The organism is Planomonospora sp. ID91781 (genome assembly GCF_015711595.1).
Classification (GTDB): Bacteria; Actinomycetota; Actinomycetes; order Streptosporangiales; family Streptosporangiaceae; genus Planomonospora; species Planomonospora parontospora.
This window is the reverse complement of the sequence record NZ_JABTEY010000002.1, coordinates 779,621-796,856: the sequence shown is the minus strand read 5'-3', so window position 1 is coordinate 796,856 and position 17,236 is coordinate 779,621. Positions and strand designations below refer to the sequence as shown.

The window sequence follows — 17,236 nt, the reverse complement described above, 5'->3', positions numbered from 1 at the left end:
CTCCCGCGGTCCGTCTGCGCGGATGCGCCGTCTCAGACGGTGAAGCGGTTCACCAGTTCGCGCAGTGACGTGCTCATCTCCGCCAGTTCCGCCGCCGCCTGACGCGACTGCTCCACCCCCTCGGTGGTCACCGCCGCGGCCTCGGCGACGCCGGCGATGTTGGCGGCGATCTCGTTGCTGAAGGTCGCCGCATCGGCGACGTTGCGGTTCATCTCCCCGGTGGTGGCGGTCTGCTCCTCCACCGCCGCGGCGATCGCGGCCTGGTGGTCGTTGATCCGGCCGGTGATCTCGCTGATCCGGCTGATCGCCTCCATCGCGGCCGTCGTGTCGGCCTGGATCGCGGTGACCCGCCGGGCGATGTCCTCGGTGGCCTTGGCCGTCTCCTGCGCCAGGTCCTTGACCTCGCCCGCGACGACCGCGAAGCCCTTGCCGGCCTCCCCGGCCCGCGCGGCCTCGATGGTGGCGTTCAGCGCCAGCAGGTTGGTCTGCCCGGCGATGGCCGTGATCGTCTTGACGACGTCGCCGATCTCGGCCGAGGAGGTCTCCAGCTGGGCCATCATCGTGTTGGTGGTCTCGGCCACGCGCACGGCCTCGGCGGTCACGGAGGCGGCCGCGGAGGTGCTGCGGGAGATCTCCTCGATGGCCGAGCCCATCTCCTCCCCGCCCGCTGCCACGACCTCCACGTTGCGCGAGACGTCCGCTGCGGCGGCGGCGACCACGCCGGACTGGACGCTGGACTCCTCGGCCGAGGCCGCGATCTGCTCGGCGACCTGGGACAGCTGCACCGAGGAGGCGGCCAGCGAGGCGCTGTGGTCCGCCAGCACCGTCACCGTGGTGTGCAGGGATTCGGCGGTGACGTCCACGGCGTCGCCCAGCCGGCCGAGTTCGTCGCGGCGCGTCATCCGCAGCCGCACGGTCAGGTCGCCGTGGGCCAGCCGGCCGAGGGCGGACACGACCCCGCGGAGCGGGCGCACCACCGACCGGGTGGCGGTGATGCTCAGGCCGGCCGCCACGATCAGTGCCGCGACCAGCGTGCCGAGCAGGATCCGCTCGCTGTCGCTCCTGACTTCGGCCGCCTCCTTCTGCAGTGCGACCACACGTCCGGCCAGGGCATCGGTCAGCGCCGCGTTGATCTCCAGGCTGGCGGAGTAGGCCTCGGCGGCCTCACCGCCGTTGATGCTGTTCATGGCCTCGGCGCGGGCTTCGCGGGTGTCCTGGGCCAGCAGCTCCATGATCTTGTCGTCCCAGGCGAAGAAGTCGTCCCAGGCGGGGCGGAGCTTGTCGAACCGCGCTCGCTCAGCCGGTGTCAGGTATTCGACGTGCGTGGCGTCGATCGTGTCGTAGAGGGCCTGCTTGCTCTCCAGCTCGCCCTTGCGGTTGTAGGCGTCGGGCCCGGTGGCCACCTTGCCGCCGAAGGCGCCGGCGTCGGCCACGACCAGCCCCTGCCAGCCGGTGATGTCGGCGGCGTAGTAGCTGAGCTTCTGGACGTCGTCTTCGACCTGCTTCAGCTGATCCATGCGCATGCTGATGTCGTGCTGGCTGCCCATCCCGGAGCGGCCCACGGCGACCGAGACGATGATCAGCAGCGTGACCAGGAGGAACGAGAGCCCGAGTCGTTTTCCGACTTCCAGGTTCTGCAGGCGGGACATGTGAGACCTCCAGGAGGTTGGAGCCGCGGGGCGGCGGCAGGCGACCGATCGGCGCGATCCGGACGCACCAAAGAGGAACCCGGATAACGAAACGCTCAGGAACCCGTTTCTTTCAGCAGGTCCTGCTCTGGCCGCCTCCTACAGGTTCGGGCCTCGGTACCGGGCTGAGTCCTCCGGCCGCGGTGGAGGCGTGCCGCCGACGGGCGCGGGCCGCGTCCTCCTCGACCCCGGTCCGGCAGGGGTGGCGGGGCCTCGCTGCCCGCTTTGCCGTCCTCGGATTCCAAGGGTTACCCTAATCAATCTAGTTTCTTCCTAATCTTATTAGGGAAAGGTGGAGTGCGCATGGCACGGGCCGGGTTGACGGCGGACCGGGTGACGCTTGCGGGCGCCGAGCTGGCGGACGAGGTCGGGCTCGAGCACGTGACGATGTCGGCGGTGGCGCGGCGGCTCGGTGTGAAGGACGCGAGCCTGTATGTGCACGTGCGCGGCTTGGAGGACCTGCGGGGGCGGATCGCGCTGCTGGCGGCGGACGAGAAGACCGTCCGCGTCGCCGAGGCCACCGCCGGGCGGGCGGGGAAGGACGCGCTGGTGGCGTTCGCGAACGCCTGGCGGACCTACGCCCGCGCCCACCCGGGCCGATATTCGGCGACACAGATCCCGATGCGGATCGATCCCGAGCTCGCCGCCCGGGCGCCCGGACCGCGCCGCGCGGTCGAGCTGACCTACAGCATGCTGCGCGCCTACGCGCTGGCCGAGCCCGACCTGACCGACGCGGCCCGGCTGGTGCGCAGCACGCTTCACGGCTTCGTCAGCATCGAGGCCGCCGGCGGGTTCGCGCACGCGCGCCCGGCGGAGTCCTCCTGGACCCGCTGCCTCGACGCCCTGCACGCCCTCCTGGAGCGCTGGCCCGCATCCTGTGAAGGAGACTCCTCATGACCGGCCTGACCATCGGCCGCCTGCGCGTGGACGGCGCCACGCTGCACTACGAGGTGCGCGGAAGCGGGCCGCTCCTGCTGCTGATCCCCGGCGGAGCCGGCGACGCGGCCTCCTACGACGGCATCGCCGACGACCTGGCCGTCGACCACACGGTCGCGTCCTACGATCCGCGCGGCATGTCCCGCAGCCCGCTGGACGACCCGCAGGCTCCGCAGCGGGTCGCGCAGCATGCCGGCGACGCGTTCCGGTTACTGGAGCTGCTGTCGCCGGACGCGCCCGCCCGCGTGGTCGGCTGCAGCTCAGGTGCGATCGTCGCGCTGCACCTGCTCACGACCCATCCCGAGCGGATCGAACGCGCCGTGGTGCACGAGCCGCCGGTGGTGGAGGTGCTGCCGGACGCCGCCGAGCACCGCGCGCTGCTCGCCCGCGTCCAGGACACGTTCCGCAGGGAAGGGCTGATGCCCGCGGTGGCCGAGTTCGCGGCGGGCCTGCGGCGGCCGGGTGCCGGGGAGCCCGTCGCCGCCGAGGCGGCCATCCGGCTGCCGCCGCAGGCGGCGGCCCGATCCGAGCGGACGATGGCGAACATGCCCTACTTCCTCGGGTGCATCGTGCCGAGCTTCATGGCCTACGTCCCGGACGTTGACCGTCTGGCGGCCCTGTCGGACCGGCTCGTGCTCGCGGGCGGAGCGGACTCGCGCGGTGAACTGCCCTACCGCCCCGCCGCTTTCCTGGCCGAGCGATGCGGTACGGAGCTCACCCACTTCCCCGGCGGGCACACGGGTCTCAGCACGCACCCCGCCGAGTTCGCCGGACTGCTCCGCGGACTGCTCCACAAGGATGCCGAGCGCCCAGAAGACCGGTGAAGGCCTCGGGCTCCCGGCTCGCCGTTCACGCGGCGAGCCGGACCTGCTCGGTGCGAACTTCGTTACGGGGCGAACGGGACACGGGATTCGAGATCGAGACGCGTGGCAGGGGCGGCGGCCGTGCTGGATGTCACCGAACTGACCGCGGTCCTGGAGGACCTGACCCGGATGCACATCCGCCTGCCCGTGAGGCAGCGCCTGAGCTTCACGACGCTGTCCGTGCTGCACACGCTCGAAGGCCGCGGTCCGATGCGGTTGACCGAGCTCACCGCCGCCGAGCAGGTCACGCAGCCCGCGATCACCCAGCTGGTCGCCAAACTGGAACGCGACGGGCTGGTCGAACGCCGCCCCGACCCCTCCGACGGCCGCGCGGTCCTCGTCCACGTCACCAACGCCGGCGCGGCGGTCGTGAGGAGCCGGCGGGCCGAACGCGTCGCCGGCCTCGAACGCCTCGCCGCCGCACTCACCCCCGCCGAACGCGACGCGATCGCCGCCGCCCTCCCGGCCCTGGCCCGCATCGCCCGGTCAGGGGACGAACCAGGAGGACATCCGTGATCGACCCGACCCCCATCCACGTCCCCGACGACGTGCTCACCGACCTGCGTGCACGTCTGGCACTCACCCGCTGGCCGGAGGACGCGGGCAACCAGGACTGGTACTACGGCGTGAACCGCGCCTACCTGCAGGAACTCGTCGAGTACTGGCGCACGGGCTACGACTGGCGCAGGGCGGAAGCCGCGATCAACGCCTACGAGCACTACCTCGTCGACGTCGACGGCGTCCCGGTGCACTTCATGCGCCGGCCCGGCGTCGGCCCAGAGGGCGGACCGGCCCCCACCCCGCTGATCCTCACCCACGGCTGGCCGTGGACGTTCTGGCACTGGGCCAAGGTCGTCGACCCGCTCGCCGACCCGGCCGCGTACGGCGGCGACCCCGCGGACGCGTTCGACGTCATCGTCCCCTCGCTGCCCGGCTTCGGGTTCTCCGGCCCGCTGCCGGACCACCCCGACCTGAACTTCTGGAAGATCGCCGACATATGGCACAGCCTGATGACCCGCACCCTGGGGCACGCGAGGTACGCCGCCGCGGGCTGTGACGTCGGCGCGCTGGTCACCGGCCAGCTGGGCCACAAGTACGCCGACGAGCTGTACGGCATCCACATCGGATCCGGCCAGAAGCTCACCTTGTTCAACGGCGACCGGGCCTGGGACCTCTCCGCCGGGCGGCCCATCCCGGAGAACCTGCCCGCCGACGTCCACGCGCAGGTCATCGCCATGGAGAAACGGTTCGCGGTCCACCTGGCCGCGCACGTGCTCGGGCCGAGCACGCTCGCGTACGGGCTGTCGGACTCCCCGGCCGGCATGCTCGCCTGGATCCTCGAACGCTGGGTGAACTGGAGCGACAACCACGGTGACGTCGAGACCGTCTTCAGCAAGGACGACCTGCTCACGCATGCGATGATCTTCTGGGTGACGAACTCGATCGGGACGTCGATCCGCACCTACGCCAACAACAACCGGTACCCGTGGCGGCCGTCCCACGACCGGCAGCCGGCGATCGAGGCGCCCACCGGCATCACGTTCGTCGGCTACGAGAACCCGCCGGGCGTCGGCACCGGCCAGCGCGTCCGGCACTTCCTCGGCACCGACCGCGCGGCGTGGTACAACCACGTCAACCTCACCGCGCACGACCGCGGCGGCCACTTCATCCCCTGGGAGGCCCCCGACGAGTGGATCGACGACCTGCGCCGGACGTTCCGCGGCCGCCGCTAGGCCCTGTTCCAGAAGCCGGCTGAGGACTGGTTCCGCCCGAGAGCTCTATGCGCCGTACGCCGGAAAGGGCTCACCTGCAGGCCGGGACAAGTCCCTGGGCGCAGCACGCGCATCCGCGGCTCATGGTGTGCCGGGTCAGGGGATGGTGAGGCGGGAGCCGAGATCGCGGACGGTCCGGGCAAGCGCGCGGATGAGGTCGTTCTCGGTGTCTGACCGCCATACCAGCGCGTACGGCAGGGGCTCCACGTCGTGGACCGGTAGGTAGACGATGTCCTGCCGCACCCAGTACCGCGTCATGTGGCTGGGGAAGAGCGCCACGGCCTCGCCCATGCCGGTCCAGGTGAGGATCTCGGCGGTGTTCCGCACAAGCGGGCCGCGCTCGATGACGCGGCCCCTGCGGGTGTGCGACGGTACATAGCTTTCGAACCAGTAGTCCGGTTTGGTTTCGATGTCGACATGCTGAAAGTCGCCCACCGTTTCCAGCGAGACGGACGTGCGCTCGGCGAGCTCGTGCCCGGCGGCGATGGCCAGCACCCGCGATTCGGCGAAGAGAATCGGGCCGACGGTGAGGTCGGGCTCCTCGACGGGCAGCCACGCGACCAGGACGTCGATCTCACCGCAACGCAGACCGCCGAACAGGTCGGCAAAGGTGGGATGGCTGATGCGCAGATCCCAGGCGGGGTGGCGGGAGCGGAAGGTGTCCCAGTAGGGGCGCAGGTCGTGAACGTTGATCGGCAGCATGCCGATGCGGAGCACGGCGGTGATGCCCTGGGCGGCCAGGCGGGCGCGTTCGAGACTGTCACGCAGACCGGCGTAGACGGGCCGCAGGTCGTCGCGGAGCTGACGGCCGAGCGAGGTGAGCCGCACCCGGCGGCTGGTGCGGTCGAACAGTGGGGCACCGATGCGGCGCTCCTGCGCTTTGATCGCCTGGCTGACCCGGGCTTGGGAAACGCGCAACCTCGCAGCGGTCCGGCCGAAGTGGAGCTCCTCGGCGAGCACCAGAAAGATCTCGATGTCCCGTAGCTCCATTTGTGTCCCTTTCCTCCGATAACCCGCATGTTATCGATCGGCTCACGAAGTCGGCGTTGATCCAGATCGCGGGGCAGGGCAGTCTGGATCCGTCCGCAACCGGCCGAATCCATGCGCCCATGTCGACGCCGGGCCGTTCACTCATTGGCTGTAGGAGCATTCTGTGCGAGGCCGTAGGACCGACCATGCCTTCGGCAGGGCACCCACCGGCACCGGCTGCCGGGCTTGACCGCCGCGATGAGCGAGCTTGACATGAGGGCGCTGCACAGCATGCACGACGTGTTGCGCCGCGAGGTGATCCGGCTGACTCGCTTTCACCTTCCGGGCCGGCCAGGATCCTCGCTGCGTCCTGGGCTGGCGGCCGTTCAAACAGTCGCTCCGTCTGCACTTCGCCGCCGAGGACCGGGCCTTGCGGCCGCCGCTGCGCCGGAGCCTGGCCCACCGGCTGGACCTGCTGACGCCACTGGAGGTGATGGAGGCCGAGCACGCCGCCCTGGAGGAGCTCATCGACGTCATCGACGAACTGCCCGCCCACCCCGACGTCGACGCCGCCATCGGTGGCCTCGGTGATCTCACCAACTCGCTGGTCACAGGCCTGACCGGGCATCTCAAGCATGAGGATGCGGCACTGCCTCTGATCAGGCAGGTGCTCACCGCGCGCCAGTGGGCGCGTTTCACGCGCCTGCACACCTGGCCGACCGGCCTCGGCCACGGGGCCGCAGCACTATGACCACCATCCCGCCGCCGACGGCCGACCGCCACGCCGAAGTCAAGGTCCCAGGCGAACTGCCCGGCCCGCTTGACCTGCAATACGACAGATCGGAGTTTCCGCATATGCCCATCCCCGCCACTGCCTGCCGCACCTGGTTCATCACCGGAGCCAGCCGCGGTCTTGGCCGTGCATTCGCCCTCGCCGCGCTGGAGCGCGGAGACCGGGTGGCCGCCGCTGCCCGTACCATCGCGCGGCAGGACTTCGACGACCGCTACGGCGATCGGCTGCTCGCCCTGCCCTTGGACGTGACCGCCCGCGGCGATGTCTTCGCCGCCGTGAACACCGCCATCGAGCACTTCGGCCGGCTTGACATCGTGGTGAACAACGCCGGGACCATGTCCTCAGGCATGATCGAGGAATTCGGTGAAACCGAGGCACGCGCTCAGCTGGAGGTCAATTTCTTCGGGGCGATGTGGGTCTGCCAGGCCGTCCTGCCGCACCTGCGCGCCCAGCGATCCGGCCACATCGTGCAGGTCTCCAGCATCGCCGCACTCGGCGGCTTCCCCAGCACCGGAATGTACAGCGCGAGCAAGTTCGCGCTGGAGGGCATGAGCGAGGCCCTGGCGATGGAGGCCGCGGGCTTCGGCGTCAAGCTCAGCATCGTCCAACCCGGCGGCTACTGGACCGACCTCTACACCAGCATGACCATGACTACCCCCGAGGAGGAGTACGCCCCTTTGCGCGCCGAGCTGGAGAAGCAGTGGGCCGAGGGCTCGGTCGACAGCGATCCGCGGCTGGCCGCCGATGCGCTGCTCAAGCTGGTCGACAGCGACGACCCGCCGCTGCGGCTGCTGCTCGGCAGCATGGTCTATGACCTGGCCTTCGACATCTCCCGACGGCGGATGGAGACCTGGGCCGCCTGGGAGCAGGTCAGCCGCGCTGCCGAAAAGGCCGTACCCGCCCCCGGGAGCGCCGGTTGACGAGCCGACCTGACCTGACCACCGAAATCCAGGAGAGGAACATCCGATGACGGATGCCGATGTGATCATTGTGGGTGCCGGCCCGACCGGTCTGATGCTGGCCAACGAACTGCGGCTGGCCGGGGTGCGACCGGTGGTGCTGGAGAAGCAGCCACGGCGCCGGGACACCCCCAAAGCCGGTGGCCTCGGCGGGCAGATCCTGGAACTGCTGCGTTACCGGGGCCTGCTGGAACGGTTCCGAGCAGCCTGCACCGACCCTGTCCCGGCCCCCCGCTTCCCGTTCGGCGGTGTGCATCTGGACTTCACCCAGCTGGCCGATCCCCCGATGCACGCCCTGCCGCTCCCGCAGCAGCTGCTCGAGCGGCTACTGGACGAACGCGCCGGCGAGCTCGATGCCGACATCCGCCGCGGACACCAGGTGATCGGGATGACACAGGACGATGCCGCGGTGACCTTGGAGGTGCGCGGCCCGGACGGGCCGTACCAGGTGCGCGCCCGGCATCTGGTGGGGTGCGACGGCGCGCGCAGCCGGGTCCGCGACTGGGCCGGCATCGGCTTTCCCGGTACCACCTATCCGGAGGTCAACCGGCTGGCCCAGGTCACCTTGCCCGAAACGGTGAGGGTGCTCGACGGCGGCGACCTCGACGTCCCCGGCTTCGGCACGATCCGCGCCGGGTTCACCCGGACGGATCACGGTCTGCTCGGGGTCGCCGCCTCACCCTCCTCCAAGATCGTGTCGCTCTACACCGTCGAGGATGAGTCCACGGAATACGACGACGACACCCCCATGACCGTGACCGAACTCCAAGACAGCCTCCACCGGGTGCTCGGCGGGCGAGTGCCGGTGGGGGAGCCGATCCGGCTGTCGCGATTCACCTTCAAGGCGCGGCAGGCCGAGCGCTACCGCCGCGGGCGGGTCTTGCTGGCCGGTGATGCGGCGCATCTGTTCCCCGCCACCGGGGTGGCGCTCAACGCCGGCATGCTGGACGCGGTCAACCTGGCCTGGAAGCTGGCGGCCGACGTCCACGGCTGGGCACCGGACGGCCTGCTGGACACCTACCACGACGAGCGCCACCTCGCCGGCGCCCGCACCATGCTGCACACCCGAGCGCAGGTGGCGCTGCGGCGTGGGCACGACCCGGCCGCCGAAGCACTGCGAGAGCTCTTCCAGGAACTGCTCGCCGACGAGCAGCCGCTGCGCCGGATGGGAGCGCTGCTGTCCGGCAGCGACATCCGCTATCCGGTGCCCGGTTTCCCCGGGCACCCGTTGGTCGGCGCCTTCGCCCCCGACCTCACCCTGCACACCGACCAGGGCATCACCAGCGTCGCCGCGCTCATGCACACCGCCCAGCCTGTCCTGCTCGACCTGGCCGACCGCCCGGACCTCCGCGAGACCGCCCGGAACTGGTGCCATCGCGTCGACATCCTGACCGCCAAGACCGACGTTCGGCCCGCCGACGCGCTGCTGATCCGTCCGGACGGCCACGTCGCCTGGGCCGCCGACCTCGACGGATCCGCAGACAGCGCCGCGCCCCCGCTGCATGAGGCATTGTCCATATGGTTCGGAACGCCAACCATCTGACAAAGCTATCTGGGAGGACGGCTCAGCCGAGCGCGGCGAGTTCGCCGCGGGAGGCGACGCCCAGCTTGGGACAGGCCTTGTAGAGGTGGTAGCCGACGGTGCGGGGGCTGAGGAAGAGCTGAGCGGCGATGTCGTTGTCGGACGATCCTGCGTCGTGGCCGTGCCGGACGGCGGTGCGGTCGGGATCGTGCTTGCCGCACGGGCCGCATAGCGCGGTGACGTCCTCGTCCAGCGGGGCGAACATCATCGCCAGGCCGGACTGCACGGCCAAGGCGAGCAGGCCGTCCTTCATCGAGGCGGCGACGTGCTCCATGGCCAGGCCCACGCCGGTCGGCACGGCCACGTCTTCGGTGGCTTGGCGGGCGCGGTGGCGCTTGGTCTGGTAGGTCTTGCTCACGGTCCCCGTCTCCTTGCTCGGAGTGATTTGGCGATTGCCCGAGACCTACCACCAGGTAGGCCCCGAGGCGGGGACCGCCACTTCAAGTTCTACGAGCCACGGGACAACCTCCTGGGCGGCCTTCGGCGCTGATCTGCTGCTGGGGTATGAGTACCGGGCGTGCATCAGACTCGGCACCGCCGCCCTGGTCCTTCCCGGCGCCGGCGGCGTTTCGGGCGTGGCCGGTGCGTGGGCCGCGACCCCGGACCAGGTGATCGGCGAGGCGTTCCCCCGGGTGTGCGTGGACCTGCGGACCCTGACCGAGGCCGGCCTCTACGGCTACCACCGCATCCCGCCCGCGCAGCGGACGGTTGAGAGGGGGTGTGCTGGGCGGCGGGGTCAGCAGGCGGTGTCGGCGGCCGGCAGTTCACCGGTGGTGAGGTAGTGGGTGACCGTGGCGTTGAGGCAGGCGTTCCCGTAGTGCGGGAACGGGGCGTGGGTGTGGGCGTCGATCGTGACCAGGCGTGACCCGCGGATGCGCGCGGCCACGGCCCTGCTCACGGACGGCGGCACCGCCACGTCCCGCAGGGCCGCGACGACCAGGGCGGCCGGCGCGCGGTTGCCGTCGAGCCGCACCGGTTCGTCCCTTGCGGGCGGCCAGAAGGCGCAGGGGTTGATGTTGGCGTTGACCGGGCCGAACAGCGGGTGGCGGTCCCGCTGGGAGGCGATGTCGCGCAGGTAGACGCGCGGGTCGCGCGGCCAGGGGGCGTCGGCGCAGCGGTAGGCGATGTTGGTGGCGGTGTGGTGGTCGGCGGGCACGCCGGGCACGCCCTCGGGCCGCGGAGGGCGGATGGGGAACGGCAGGGACGGCTCCCGTCCGGCCGCGACGGCGGCGAAGGCCGCGGCGACGACGCCGAAGGCGCGCTCGTCGTAGATCCCGGCCACCAGCAGGGCACCCAGCTCGCCGGCGGTCCAGGCGTGACCGCCGATGACGATGGGCGCCCGGGCGGCCCGGTCGAGGATCTCGATGAGCATGGCGCGCACCTGTGCGGGGGTCTCCCCCAGACCGTATTCGGAGTGCCGCCCGGCGGCCCAGGCGGCGAGGGCCACCGTTCCCTCCTCGAACGCAGGGGTGCGGCCCATCTCGTAGGGCCGCCAGATCGTGTCGGCGTTCACCGGGCTGTCCAGGACGAACCGGTCCACGCGGTGCGGGAACAGCGTGCCGTAGACGGTGCCGAGCAGTCCCGCGTACGAGCCGCCCAGGTAGGAGATCTTCTCCTCGCCGAGGGCCGCGCGGATGAGGTCCATGTCGCGGGCGGCGTTCGCGGTGGTGGCGTGCGGCAGGGCCCAGCCGGAGGCCCGTACGCAGGCTTCGGCGTAGCGCCGGGCTTCGGCGGCTTCGGCGGGGAAGCGTCCGGGGGCCGCGGGGCGTACCCAGAATCCGCCGGGCTCCTCCTCGGGCTGCCCGCAGCCGATGGGCGTGCTGCGTTCGACGAATCTCATGTCGAACCCGACCAGGTCATAGCGGGCGCGGACCTCGGCGGACAGCGCCGGGGCGAGGCTCGCGGGCAGCGGGACGCCCGGCCCGCCGGGTCCGCCGCCGGTGGTGAGCAGAACGCCCCGGCGCCGCGCCGGGTCGGTGGCGGCCAATCGGGAGATGACGACGGAGATGGTGCGGCCACGCGGGCGGCGGTGGTCGAGGGGGACGGTGACCCGGGCGCATCGCAGGTCCGGCGTGCTCACCCCGGCGCACGCCTCCCACCGCAGTCCCTTGCCCCCGGTGGCGCTACCGGGTGCGGCGACCGCGGGGGCGGCCAGGGGCGGCGCCTGCCGCGCCGCGGCGGCACCGGTCCCTCCAGACCAGGCCGGCGCCACGGCGACGGCGAACGCGGCCGGCAAGGCGAGGAGGGCTTTCCGTACGGGCATGGGTCTCCCTGCCGTGAAGGGCGGTTCGCGAGCGACCTGAGGGGAGGCCGGGCCCTGACGATCACCTGGCGCGCGGGCCGTGTCAAGCCGGCAGAGCCGGTCCGATCAGGCCGGCCTGGTCAGGCGGATCGCCACCCATGATCGTTTTCATGGTGTTTTCATGGCTCCCCCAGAGGACGGCCTGAACCGCCCCGGCTCATCCGTCCATCGAGAACCGCGATGAAGCGCTGCTCGATCTCATCCAGATCCGGCTGCTCATCGCCGTTCATGGGCTGACCGTACTCCAGCAGGGCAAACGTTGCCTGATACGGCACTAGCCGAGATTCAGAACCTCATCGTCCGCGTGCGCGCCGAACTCGGCGACGCGCACCTCCGCGATGTGCTCGTACCGGCTGATCCGGTCGGTCCACTCCGCATCGACACCGAACGCCACCTGCGCGAAGCCCACCCGGCCGACGGCCTCGGCCAAGCCCGGATCGCCAGGGGCCAGCAGCCGCACCGGCGCGTCAAGCGCCACGGTGTGCGGCGGCACGAAGTACTCGTCCGGGAGAACGGTGCGCGCATGGACGAGCGCGCCAACAGCGACAACCGAGCCAGCCCCCAACCGCGCGCACTGCAGGACCGTCGCCGTGGTCGCCACATAGGCGCACCTGCCGACCTCGCAACCCAGCAGCGTGGCGTGCGGCCCCACGAAGACATGGTCGTCGACAAGCACCGGCTGATCGCCGGCGACCGCAGACCCGCGCAACACCGCGTTCTCGCAGATCACCGCCGCCTCCCCGACCTCGATCCGAGACCCCTCGGCATCGAGCACCGCACCGTACATCACCCGCACCCTCGGCCCCACACGGACATCACCGACCAGTGTGGCCGTCGGGGCGATGTAGGCGGTGGGATGGACCTGTGGTTCACGCCCGCGATGCCGGATGCGGATTCCCTGCGGTTCAGCGATCACGAACGGATTCTCGCCCGACCGACCGCGAGCATGCTGGCGGGTTTCGGACGTCGCGTTCGTCGAGACCTGTGGCATCCGCGATCTGAGGCACTACAGGGCGAACGTTCGCTGATGCGGCACCAGGCCGTGTATCGAAAGCGGATCCTGGGCTGTGAATGATCACGGTTCATGGGTCGGGGAGATCTCACGGACGGGCAGTGGGCGGTGCTGGAGCCGTTGTTGCGGAAGGGTGCCAGGACGGGGCGGCCACCCATCTGGCCTCGGCGGCAGCTGATCGACGGCATACGGTTTCGTGTCCGGACTGGAGTTCCATGGCGGGACGTCCCCGTCGAATACGGTCCGTGGAACCGGGTCTACGACCTGTTCCGCCGATGGCAGCGGAACGGCACCTGGCACCGGATACTCACCCAGCTCCAGTCCCTGGCCAACGCGAGAGGCGCGATCACATGGGACCTGAGCGTCGACTCCACGGTATGCCGCGCCCATCAGCACGGGGCCGGGGCCCGCAAGCAGGGTGACTCACAGAAGGAACCGCCAGGCGGCATCTTCACCGCCTGGTGATCACGGGTTGGGACGCTCGCACGGCGGGTTCACCACCAAACTGCACCTGGCCGTCGAGCAGGGCCAAAAGCCCATGTCGATCGTGGTGACCGCTGGGCAGCGCAGAGACTCGCCGCAGTTCGAACCCGTCTTGGAGAAGATCCGCGTGCCCCGGATCGGGCCGGGGCGGCCACGCGTCCGTCCCCATCGGGTCCGCGCCGGCAAGGCATACGCCTCCCGCAGAAACCGCGCCTACCTGCGCCGCCGCGGAATCCGCTGCACCATCCCTGACAAAGCCGACCAGACGCGCAACGGCCAGAAGCTCGGCTCCCGCGGCGGCCGACCACCGCATTTCGACCCAGCCGACTACCGCAAGCGTCACGCGGTCGAGTGCGGGATCAAACCGCCTCAAGAGGCACCGCGCCGTCGCCACGCGATACGACAAACTGGCGGTCCGCTACGAGGCGACCGTCCTCATCGCTGCCATCAACGAGTGGCTGTGATCAGCGCCCCCACAGGGACCCTACGCGACCCTGACCACGTACTTGCCCTGGACACCGCCCGCCTCCAGCGCCCGGTGTGCCGCTGCTGTCTCCTCCAGGGGGAAGACCGTGTCCACCGCGGGGCTCAGCTTGCCCTCGACCACATGGCGGGCGAGGTCGTCGAAGTCCGCCCGCGTGGGGTTGCCGCTGAAGAAGCGCACCCGGCTGTGTCCGTGGACCGTGCTGGCCGCGAGGTAGCCGAGCGACGCGGCGGGCCGTTCAAGGTCGAAGGCGATGGTGACCATGCGCCCGCCGGAATTCAGTAGGTGCCGGAAGGCCCGCAGATCGGTCCCCACGGTGTCCAGGACCACGTCGAAGCGGCCCAGTTCCGCCGGCCGCACAGTCCGGTGGTCGACAGCCTTGTGCGCGCCGAGCCCGCGGACGAAGTCGAGGTTGGCTGCGCGGGCGAGGGCCGTGACCTCGGCGCCGTACGCCCGTCCGAGCTGGACGGCGGCGTTGCCGACACCGCCCGCCGCGCCCCGGACGAGGAGCCGTTCGCCGGGGCGCAGCCCGGCTTTGTCCCGCAGCGCGGTGACGGCCGTGGTGGCCACCGGCAGCGCGGCGGCGTCCACCAGGTCAAGGCCGTCGGGGAGCCGGCCGACCCGCTCGGCGGGCACGGTCACGTACTCGGCGGCGCTGCCGAACCCGGAGGTGCGGCCCAAGACCCCCCATACGCGGTCGCCGGCCGCGAACCGTGTGACTCCGGCACCCGGTGCGGCGACCTCGCCGGTGAAGTCCAAGCCGATGCGCTTGGGAAATTTCCGGCCGGTCAGGAGACGGAGACGGCCGGCACGGGCTGCCAGTTCGCCGCCGTTGACGCTGAACGCGCGCACCTTCACAAGGACCTCGCCGTGGGCCGGCTCGGGGCGTGGCACGCGGCCTGCGTAGAGCACATCGGGGCCACCGTAGCGGTCGTAGAGCACTGCCTTCATCATGCGGTCGTTCATCGTTCTGCCTTTGCCGCCGGGGGCCGTACAGGGGTCTGGCATCGACCGTAAGCTCTTAAGTGGACGCAATCGTCCGTTTCGACCGGAAGCGAGAGACAGTGATAGCGGAATCCTCTCGGATCACAGCCCGGGACAGGGTGCGGATGGACGCCCGGCGCAACCGGGAGCGCATCCTCGTCGCCGCCCGTGCGGTCTTTGCGGAGCACGGGATCGACGCCCCGATGGCGACCGTGGCCCGTCGGGCCGGAGTCGGCGTGGCGACGCTGTACCGGCATTTCCCGACCCGGGACGCTGTGGTGCGGGGCGCGTTCGCGCAACAGATGGAGACCTGCGCGCGGGCGCTCACCGAGGCTCTGGCCGCCCCTGACCCGTGGCAGGGCTTCCAGCAGCTGGTTGAGACGGTCTGCACTCTGCAACGGGAGGAACGCGGGTTCCCAGCTGCGTTCGTCGCGGCCTTCCCGGAAAGCCCGTCGGAACACGCGCAGTCCTGGCAACGAGCCGAGCGGGACTTCACGACCTTGGTACGCAGGGCCCAGGCGTCGGGCGCGCTGCGGGCCGATTTTCACCCTTCCGACCTCGCCGTGGCCCTGTTGGCACACTGCGGTCTGGTGACCGCCCTACCGGATGACGGTGCAGCGTCCCGGCGCCTGGTGGCCTATCTGCTCCAGTCGTTCCGGGCCGGCACGGCCAACAAACCGCTGCCTCCGCCGACTGCGCTGACACTACGCAGCCTCCCGATTGCGACTGACAGTTCCCAGGGGCAGCGGCCCCCCAGAGCCTGACATGAAACGGTACCTGCCGCAGGGCACGTCCGGTCCGACAACTCCACAGCGGTCCATCCGCCGCGGGAGCGCCCCAGCCCGTGATCGGCCGGCTCGTCACCGCCCCGGCCGCCCGGCGGCCCGGCCTGCAGATCCCCCTTTTGCGCGCGCCCGCGGCATGCTGATGCGCGCGAGCGATCGTGGAGTCCACGCTGACGTCCCAGGTGATCTGCCCGGCCGCGTCCGCCCGTGCCTGCAACGCCCTCACGATCCGGGCCCAGGTGCCGTCGCGCTGACAGCGCCGGAACAGGGCGTAGACCGTCGGCCAGGACCCGTAGCAGTCGGGCACGTCGCGCCAGGGGGCGCCGACCCGGACTCGCCAGCGGATCCCGTCGGTCAACTGCCGCTTGCTGAACGATGACGGTCGCCCTGATCGCTTCGGCGCAGGCAGCAGCGGTTCCAGCACCGCCCACTGCGCATCGGTCAGGTCGAACCGCCTCGTCACCGCTAAGGTGGCCACGAGGTCTCCGGTATTCAGGTTGTTCCTGGTCGATCAACCCTCTTACCGGAGACCTCGTTCGTTGTCGATCTCCTGCGCGCACACGGGTTTCAGGGCGGCGGGGCCGCCACAGCAGGCTTTGATACAGGCCCCGGCTCCGGCTGAGTACGCGTACTCATCTCCACGCCCGGGTTCTCCTCTGTGGGACCGACGAGTGCGACCATGCCGCCGGGCGCCCGCTCCAGCGCGTACCAGCCGCCCGGTACCCAGAAACGGCCCTTGAGCAGCAACCGAACGGCCAATGGTGTTCAGTGCCCAAGGCCGCAAGCGGGCCAAAGGGAACCGTCGTAGCCGCCAGAGGGTAGCGTCATCCGGGTGCCAGAGGAGGAAGTGCTGCAGGAAGGCGCCCATCGCCGGGTCGTTCGGATCGGTGACACCGTCCGCAGACCTGTTCAGCCCTGGACGCCCGCTGTCCACGCGCTGCTGCGCCACCTAGCGCAGGTGGGGTTTCCGTACGCGCCGCGGCCCTTGGGCATCGACGGCCAAGGCCGCGAGGTCCTCACCCACATCGAGGGCGAGGCCGGACCGGCGGGCTGGGCCAAGGTCGTGGACGAGCGCGGCCTGGCCGCCTTCGCCCGACTGCTGCGCGACTATCACGACGCCTGCACCGGCTTCTCGCCCGCGCCGGGGATGATCTGGTCCGCTGAACCCACCGGTCCGGTCGAGGACGCGGTCGTGTGCCACGGGGACTTCGGCCCCTGGAACGTCGTCTGGCAGGGCATACGGCCGGTGGGGATCATCGATTGGGACTTCGTCCGGCCGGCACCGCGCATGCACGATGTCGCCTACGCCCTGGAGTACACGACCCCCTTCCGCGCTGACGCCGAGTGCCTGCGGTGGCTGCGCTATCCGGCACCGCCCGACCGGCGTCGCCGCCTGGAGATCTTCTGCGACGCCTATGGGCTGGACGTCCCCCAGGGCGTGGTCGGGGCCGTCATCGACCGCCAGCGCGGCACCGCCGATCTGGTGCGCCGCCTGGCGGAGCAGGGTCACGAACCCCAAGCCACATGGGCCGCGGATGGATTCCTGACTGAGCTGGAGGGGCGGATCGCCTGGAGCCAGGAGCACCTGCACCTGTTCGAGTGACCGTCCACACCGACCACTTCG

General features: G+C 70.8%; 14 protein-coding genes and 3 pseudogenes. 10 read left to right on the top strand and 7 right to left on the bottom strand.

Translation table 11 applies throughout. The features are described from left to right. Positions 1-32 precede the first annotated feature (32 nt). Entirely contained in the window at positions 33-1,649 is a 1,617-nt protein-coding gene (locus HS048_RS22860; RefSeq protein ID WP_196468618.1) for a methyl-accepting chemotaxis protein, read from the bottom strand. 342 nt (positions 1,650-1,991) lie between these two features. On the opposite strand from HS048_RS22860, the gene HS048_RS22855 reads away from it, so the two are divergent. The 4 genes from HS048_RS22855 (at position 1,992) to HS048_RS22840 (ending at position 5,220) form a co-directional block, all read left to right on the top strand. After that, complete coding sequence (locus HS048_RS22855; RefSeq protein ID WP_196468617.1) at positions 1,992-2,585, top strand: TetR/AcrR family transcriptional regulator; 594 nt, start codon at positions 1,992-1,994, stop codon at positions 2,583-2,585. Beyond that, positions 2,582-3,448, top strand: a complete 867-nt coding sequence (locus HS048_RS22850; protein ID WP_230881843.1) for an alpha/beta fold hydrolase — start codon at positions 2,582-2,584, stop codon at positions 3,446-3,448. Before HS048_RS22855 ends, HS048_RS22850 begins: the two co-directional genes overlap by 4 nt. Positions 3,449-3,568: 120 nt before the next feature. After that, entirely contained in the window at positions 3,569-4,003 is a 435-nt protein-coding gene (locus HS048_RS22845) for a MarR family transcriptional regulator (protein ID WP_307832598.1), read from the top strand. Beyond that, positions 4,000-5,220, top strand: a complete 1,221-nt coding sequence (locus HS048_RS22840; protein WP_196468616.1) for an epoxide hydrolase family protein — start codon at positions 4,000-4,002, stop codon at positions 5,218-5,220. The genes HS048_RS22845 and HS048_RS22840 overlap by 4 nt, the downstream gene beginning before the upstream one ends. Before the next feature lie 135 nt (positions 5,221-5,355). Here the strand turns inward: HS048_RS22840 and HS048_RS22835 are convergent, their stop codons facing one another. After that, a complete protein-coding gene (locus HS048_RS22835) occupies positions 5,356-6,249 on the bottom strand; it encodes a LysR family transcriptional regulator (RefSeq protein WP_196468615.1) in 894 nt (297 codons plus the stop codon). A gap of 349 nt (positions 6,250-6,598) precedes the next feature. Between HS048_RS22835 and HS048_RS22830 the strand changes: the two genes are divergently transcribed. The 3 genes from HS048_RS22830 to HS048_RS22820 are packed head-to-tail and all read left to right on the top strand — an operon-like array spanning position 6,599 to position 9,523. Further along, the gene (locus tag HS048_RS22830) at positions 6,599-6,979 is read left to right on the top strand and encodes a hemerythrin domain-containing protein (RefSeq protein ID WP_196469453.1); all 381 of its coding nucleotides are present in this window, start codon (positions 6,599-6,601) and stop codon (positions 6,977-6,979) included. Beyond that, positions 6,976-7,941, top strand: coding sequence for an SDR family oxidoreductase (locus HS048_RS22825; RefSeq protein WP_230881841.1), 966 nt, complete (start codon positions 6,976-6,978; stop codon positions 7,939-7,941). The genes HS048_RS22830 and HS048_RS22825 overlap by 4 nt, the downstream gene beginning before the upstream one ends. A 46-nt stretch (positions 7,942-7,987) precedes the next feature. Beyond that, positions 7,988-9,523 carry an FAD-dependent monooxygenase gene (locus HS048_RS22820; RefSeq protein ID WP_196468614.1) on the top strand — a complete coding sequence of 512 codons (1,536 nt, stop codon included), beginning with the start codon at positions 7,988-7,990 and terminating at the stop codon, positions 9,521-9,523. Between the two features lie 22 nt (positions 9,524-9,545). On the opposite strand, the pseudogene HS048_RS39175 reads toward HS048_RS22820, so the two are convergent. The 3 genes and pseudogenes from HS048_RS39175 to HS048_RS22805 all read right to left on the bottom strand — a co-directional run. Further along, positions 9,546-9,671, bottom strand: a pseudogene (locus HS048_RS39175) (helix-turn-helix transcriptional regulator); the annotation flags it as partial. 627 nt (positions 9,672-10,298) lie between these two features. Beyond that, positions 10,299-11,825 carry an alpha/beta fold hydrolase gene (locus HS048_RS22810; protein WP_196468612.1) on the bottom strand — a complete coding sequence of 509 codons (1,527 nt, stop codon included), beginning with the start codon at positions 11,823-11,825 and terminating at the stop codon, positions 10,299-10,301. A 313-nt stretch (positions 11,826-12,138) separates the two neighbouring features. Beyond that, positions 12,139-12,780, bottom strand: a complete 642-nt coding sequence (locus HS048_RS22805; protein ID WP_196468611.1) for a gamma carbonic anhydrase family protein — start codon at positions 12,778-12,780, stop codon at positions 12,139-12,141. Between the two features lie 168 nt (positions 12,781-12,948). Between HS048_RS22805 and HS048_RS22800 the strand changes: the two are divergent. Further along, a pseudogene (locus HS048_RS22800) lies at positions 12,949-13,823 on the top strand (IS5 family transposase). A 20-nt stretch (positions 13,824-13,843) separates the two neighbouring features. Here HS048_RS22800 and HS048_RS22795 read toward each other — a convergent pair. Further along, positions 13,844-14,794 carry an NAD(P)-dependent alcohol dehydrogenase gene (locus tag HS048_RS22795; RefSeq protein ID WP_230882051.1) on the bottom strand — a complete coding sequence of 317 codons (951 nt, stop codon included), beginning with the start codon at positions 14,792-14,794 and terminating at the stop codon, positions 13,844-13,846. A 158-nt stretch (positions 14,795-14,952) separates the two neighbouring features. Here HS048_RS22795 and HS048_RS22790 point away from each other — a divergent pair, with 158 nt between their 5' ends. Next, on the top strand, positions 14,953-15,591 hold the full coding sequence (locus HS048_RS22790) for a TetR/AcrR family transcriptional regulator (RefSeq protein ID WP_230881840.1): 639 nt from the start codon (positions 14,953-14,955) through the stop codon (positions 15,589-15,591). 118 nt (positions 15,592-15,709) lie between these two features. Here the strand turns inward: HS048_RS22790 and HS048_RS39170 are convergent. Beyond that, a pseudogene (locus tag HS048_RS39170) lies at positions 15,710-16,075 on the bottom strand (IS5 family transposase); the annotation flags it as partial. A 369-nt stretch (positions 16,076-16,444) separates the two neighbouring features. Here HS048_RS39170 and HS048_RS38940 point away from each other — a divergent pair. Continuing rightward, positions 16,445-17,215 carry an aminoglycoside phosphotransferase family protein gene (locus HS048_RS38940; RefSeq protein WP_196468609.1) on the top strand — a complete coding sequence of 257 codons (771 nt, stop codon included), beginning with the start codon at positions 16,445-16,447 and terminating at the stop codon, positions 17,213-17,215. The last annotated feature ends 21 nt before the right edge of the window (positions 17,216-17,236 follow it).